We start from the raw sequence: 4,965 nt of genomic DNA, 5'->3' as shown, positions 1-4,965 counted from the left end.
AGGTGAAAAAATCGGTGTTATAACCTGACTGTCTTGGTAAATTGAGCGTCGGAATCTCCTAATTCCTGGATGAATAGGCCTTTATTTACATGTTTAAGAGGCGAAATCCAAATAGCTGTGGTTAAAAGATCGTCATGTTGTTAAGCTGTAATAATGGTAATATATTTCCTTTTAAAATGAGTAACTGTTTCCAGTAACATTTGAAATATTGTTTTGTTTGTCGAATAGACTATTTTTTATAATAGATTCTGTATAAATGCATTATCGTTTCGTTTTTAGGGGTAATAGAAAAAAAGGATGTTTCCTAGACGTGTTTTTCTATTCCGGATTTTGTTTACCATATAAATAAAGCGGACTAACTTTATTTTATAAATTGGAAGCTAAGACCGGCCAGCCGGAACATGGATGTCAGGGGTCTAACTTTGTGATAGGATTTATTGACGAATTACTTCTGGACTTGGCCAGTCAATTAAACATATAAATGTGTCCATCTGCCTAAACTAATTTAAGAAACTAATGCTGCCGAAGTGCAGACGAGTGCTAGGCGCATAATTAGGGATGTATCCATATATTACCTACGAACTATTTCTGATATCGCTAATCGTGGGACATAAAGTTTTATTGACGCATAGGACTATCGGTTTAATTGTAAACTATACTGGTTTTAAAATAACAAGATCGTCGCCCCCATGGATATTATTCCATCCAAAAAAACTCTCCTTTTAAATTGGAATTATTATAAATGCGCTTTGTAAAAACTAAATGATATAACAGCAAATTAGTAGCCTGTTTTTGTTAACTAGATATGGCTGTTTCACTTAACCTAATCGGAGACTGCGGATGTAAATGAGAAAAACAGCTGTTTATCGGTACTGCCGCACATCGTTTAGACATTTTTACCCCTTTAAAAAACATTTGTATCATCCCGCTGCGTGCATTACTACTACTTTTACCCTTGGTTCAGTTCACGAATCTGCGCGCGCTGAATCCATTATAAACTGAATTTTAATAAACCTATAGAAGTCGGAAGAATGATTAGCAACAAATGGACGTGGAGTCTTATGTTCTTGTTTTTGTGCCTTGGTGTGCACGGGCAAGAACTCGCACAGTCCTCCTTTATACTGTCTGAGCCCAATGACGGGACCATACCTGTTATAAAACAGGGTATTGCCACTCCCATAATGTTTGATGGGCGTGATCATAAAGGCTTGCTACGTGCGATACAAACCCTGCAAGAGGATTTTGGGCGGTTAGGGGCTAGCGTATCTACCGAAAACCAGACTTCTTCCCACCGTATTATTATAGGAACGCTAGGGGAGTCCAGATGGATTGATGAGCTGGCCGATTCCAAAAAAATTAATAGCGACGAATTACGAGGAAAAACGGAGAAATTTATAATCCAGCACGTTGCTGATCCTGCAGAAGGCATCGCCTCCGCCATCGTAATTGCAGGGAGTGATAAAAGGGGTACGATTTACGGTATTTATGAGCTCTCAAAGCAGATGGGGGTATCGCCCTGGTATTATTGGGCGGATGTACCGATAGTAAAACAGACTAACCTCTATTTCAAACCCGGAGTCTATACATCCGGCGAGCCAAAAGTCCGCTATCGCGGTATATTTCTTAATGACGAAGCTCCCGCCTTGTCCGGTTGGAGCAGAGCGACCTTTGGTGGTTTTAACCATCAGTTTTATGAAAAAGTTTTTGAGCTTCTATTACGACTGAAGGCCAATTTTTTATGGCCTGCAATGTGGGGCAGTGCGTTCTACGATGATGATCCAGCAAACGGCATCTTAGCCGATGAGATGGGTATCGTTATGAGTACGTCTCATCATGAGCCTATGGCTAGGGCACAGCAAGAATGGCGGCGGCATGGTAATGGGGGTGCATGGGACTACAGTACCAATGAACAGGGGTTGAAGTCCTTTTGGCGGGGAGGCATGGAGCGCACAAAGAACTGGGAGACAATCGTAACGCTGGCTATGCGCGGCGACGGCGATGAGCCGATGAGCGAAAAGCAAAATGTGGGACTCCTGGAAAAGATCGTCAAAGACCAGAGGAAAATTATTGCTGAGGTGACCGGCAAAGAAATTGATCAAACACCTCAGGTATGGGCGCTTTATAAAGAGGTGCAGGATTACTATGATAAAGGAATGCGGGTGCCCGATGACGTCACGTTATTATTTTGCGACGATAATTGGGGAAATGTCCGTAAGCTGCCCGCGCTGGATGCTAAACCCCGAAAAGGTGGGTACGGTATGTATTATCATTTCGACTATGTCGGCGCGCCGCGCAACTCAAAGTGGCTTAACGTCAGTCAAATTCAGCGTGTATGGGAACAGATGAACTTAACTTATCGGCACGGCGTCGACCGTATATGGGTCGTAAATGTCGGCGATCTGAAGCCTATGGAATTCCCGATCTCCTTCTTCTTGGATATGGCCTGGGATCCCGACCGGTTTAACGCGGCAAATCTATTTTCGTATACCAAAGACTGGGCAGAGCAGCAGTTTGGCTCGACTCACGCCCAGGAAATTGCCCGGCTGTTGGACTTGTATACAAAGTACAATCACCGCGTCACGCCAGAGTTACTCGATCACAAAACGTATAGTCTAGATCATTACAACGAATTTGAAGGTGTAGTAAGTGAATATAAGGATCTACTCATAGACGCCATGCGACTCTACAATATTCTTCCCCAAAAGCAGCGTGACGCTTATGATCAGCTGGTGCTGTTTCCGATAAATGCCTGCGCTAATCTCTACGAAATGTATCTGGCAAAAGCAAAAAATGATTTCTATTACCGGGAAAAGGATCTTCGAGCCAACTATTGGGCAGACCAAGTCAAATTGGCCTTTCGGCGGGATTCCGTGCTGACAGATCATTTTAACAACCGTATTGCAGATGGAAAGTGGAAGCATATGATGGATCAGGTACGTATTGGCTATACCAGCTGGAACAATCCCGATCGAAATGTTATGCCGGAGGTCAATTATGTGGATAGTGCGCTAGTTGTACCCTCCAAGATCTTTGTAGAACAAGCAGGCGTCATATCTATTGAAGCGATGAACTATAAGCTTGCGCGTGCATCCGGCGATATTGTATGGACGGAGATTCCGAACCTAGGTAAAACAAGATCGGCAGTGACAACCATGCCTGTCACAGCTAAGCTGGATCAGGATACCTATCTAGAATATAAGGCGACCGTAGCGAGCCCAGCAGAAGGGAAGCTGATGGTATTGACATCGCCGACGCTCAATTACAACGCAAACAAGGGTCTACGCTATGCCGTATCTATAAATGGTGGTACAGAACAGATCGTCAATATTAACGGACACTACCGCGGAGAGCTGGGAAGGTGGCAAGCGAGACGAATTATAGAGAGTCAGAGCATGCATCATTTTGCTCATCCGGGTGAGTATACCATACGGATTCGTCCATTGGAACACGGTATCGTAATCCAGAAGATTATGTTGGATATGGGCGGGTTGAAGCCATCTTATTTGGGCGCACCTGAAAGCGAACAATTGAAGCAAACCGATTGAACCTAATAAAACCATGATATCAAAAACGAATACACAAAAAGTTTCCCTTGCGGAAAAAATCGGATACAGTCTGGGAGACGGTGCAGCAAATCTAGTTTTTCAGATGATGATGATGTTTCAGCTGTTCTTTTACACCGACGTGTTCGGTATAAAAGCGACAGCAGCCGGTATGATCTTACTGGTGGTCAGGTTGTCTGATGCGTTCATTGATCCGCTTGCTGGAATATTAGCCGACCGAACCAACACGAAGTGGGGGAAGTATAGGCCGTGGGTTCTATGGACCGCATTGCCTTTTTCTGTCTTCTTCGTGCTATCATTCACGACCCCTGATATCGGTGAAAAAGCGAAAATATTGTATGCGGGTATCACCTATACCGCGTTGATGGCGCTGTATTCATTTAACAATACTCCATACGCATCGTTGGGAGGGGTTATGAGCAGTGACATTCGCGAGCGCACCAGCATATCTTCGGTGCGGTTTGTGACCGCAACAATAGCCACCTTCGTTGTCCAGGGATTAACCTTGCCGCTGGTCAGTAAATTTGGGCAATCAGACGCTGAGAAAGGTTGGTTTTGGACGATTGCACTTTACGCATCTGTAGGATTTGTACTTTTCATCATCGCTTTTGTTTCTGCTCGTGAGCGTATCACCCCGCCGCCTAACCAAAAGTCATCGATAAAACAAGATTTTCGGGATATCGTATCCTGCGTGCCTTGGCGTGCCATGTTTATTCTCACCTTATTTCTATTTGTGACGCTCGCCATGTGGGGAAGTGCGATGTCTTATTATTTTAACTATTACGTAGACAAAAGCGTGCTTTTTGATCTCTTATCGCGGGTTGGATTGACAAGTACAGGGGATTCGAACGGCGGTATGGGGCACAAGTTGCTCGATGCATTCGGTCTGATTGTATATCGGGAAGATCAGGTATTTGCCGTGGGATTTAGCTTGTTTAATATGGTTGGACAGGTGGTGACCTTAGCGGCTGTCATTTTTCTCTCTCAGTTCTTGGCGGGGCGCTTTGGAAAAAGAAGGGTATTTATTCTATGCTTAGCCTTGACGGCGATATTTACGGGGTTATTTTTCTTTATCCCTGCCGACCAGTTGGGCTGGATATTCACCGTGAATATCTTAAAAAGTCTTGCTTATGCACCAACAATACCACTTCTATGGGCTATGATGGGCGACGTAGCGGATTATTCCGAATGGAAAAATAACCGCCGCGCGACAGGATTTGTCTTCGCTGGAATCGTCTTTGCCCTCAAGGCCGGGCTCGGCATAGGTGGCGCAATATGCGGCGGCATCATCGATGCATTTGGTTTTGTGCCGGGCGTACTCCAAAGCGATAGCAGCCTTTTCGGTATCCGCTTAGTTGCCAGTCTTGTACCAGCCGTCACATTTTTAGTAGGTGTGATTGCT

2 protein-coding genes are annotated in these 4,965 nt (G+C 44.6%); both read left to right on the top strand.

What is annotated here, in order from left to right; translation table 11 throughout:
* The first annotated feature begins 1,031 nt into the window (after positions 1-1,031).
* Positions 1,032-3,545: a glycosyl hydrolase 115 family protein gene (locus HP439_RS17595; RefSeq protein WP_172391641.1), complete on the top strand. Its 2,514-nt coding sequence runs from the start codon at positions 1,032-1,034 to the stop codon at positions 3,543-3,545.
* 13 nt (positions 3,546-3,558) lie between these two features.
* The coding region (locus tag HP439_RS17590; protein ID WP_172391640.1) for an MFS transporter at positions 3,559-4,965 on the top strand (1,407 nt) is incomplete at its 3' end.

It is taken from the genome of Sphingobacterium shayense (assembly GCF_013179575.1).
GTDB lineage: Bacteria > Bacteroidota > Bacteroidia > Sphingobacteriales > Sphingobacteriaceae > Sphingobacterium > Sphingobacterium shayense.
Note: the sequence above shows the minus strand (reverse complement) of the source record. Positions and strands in the feature narration are given on the sequence as shown.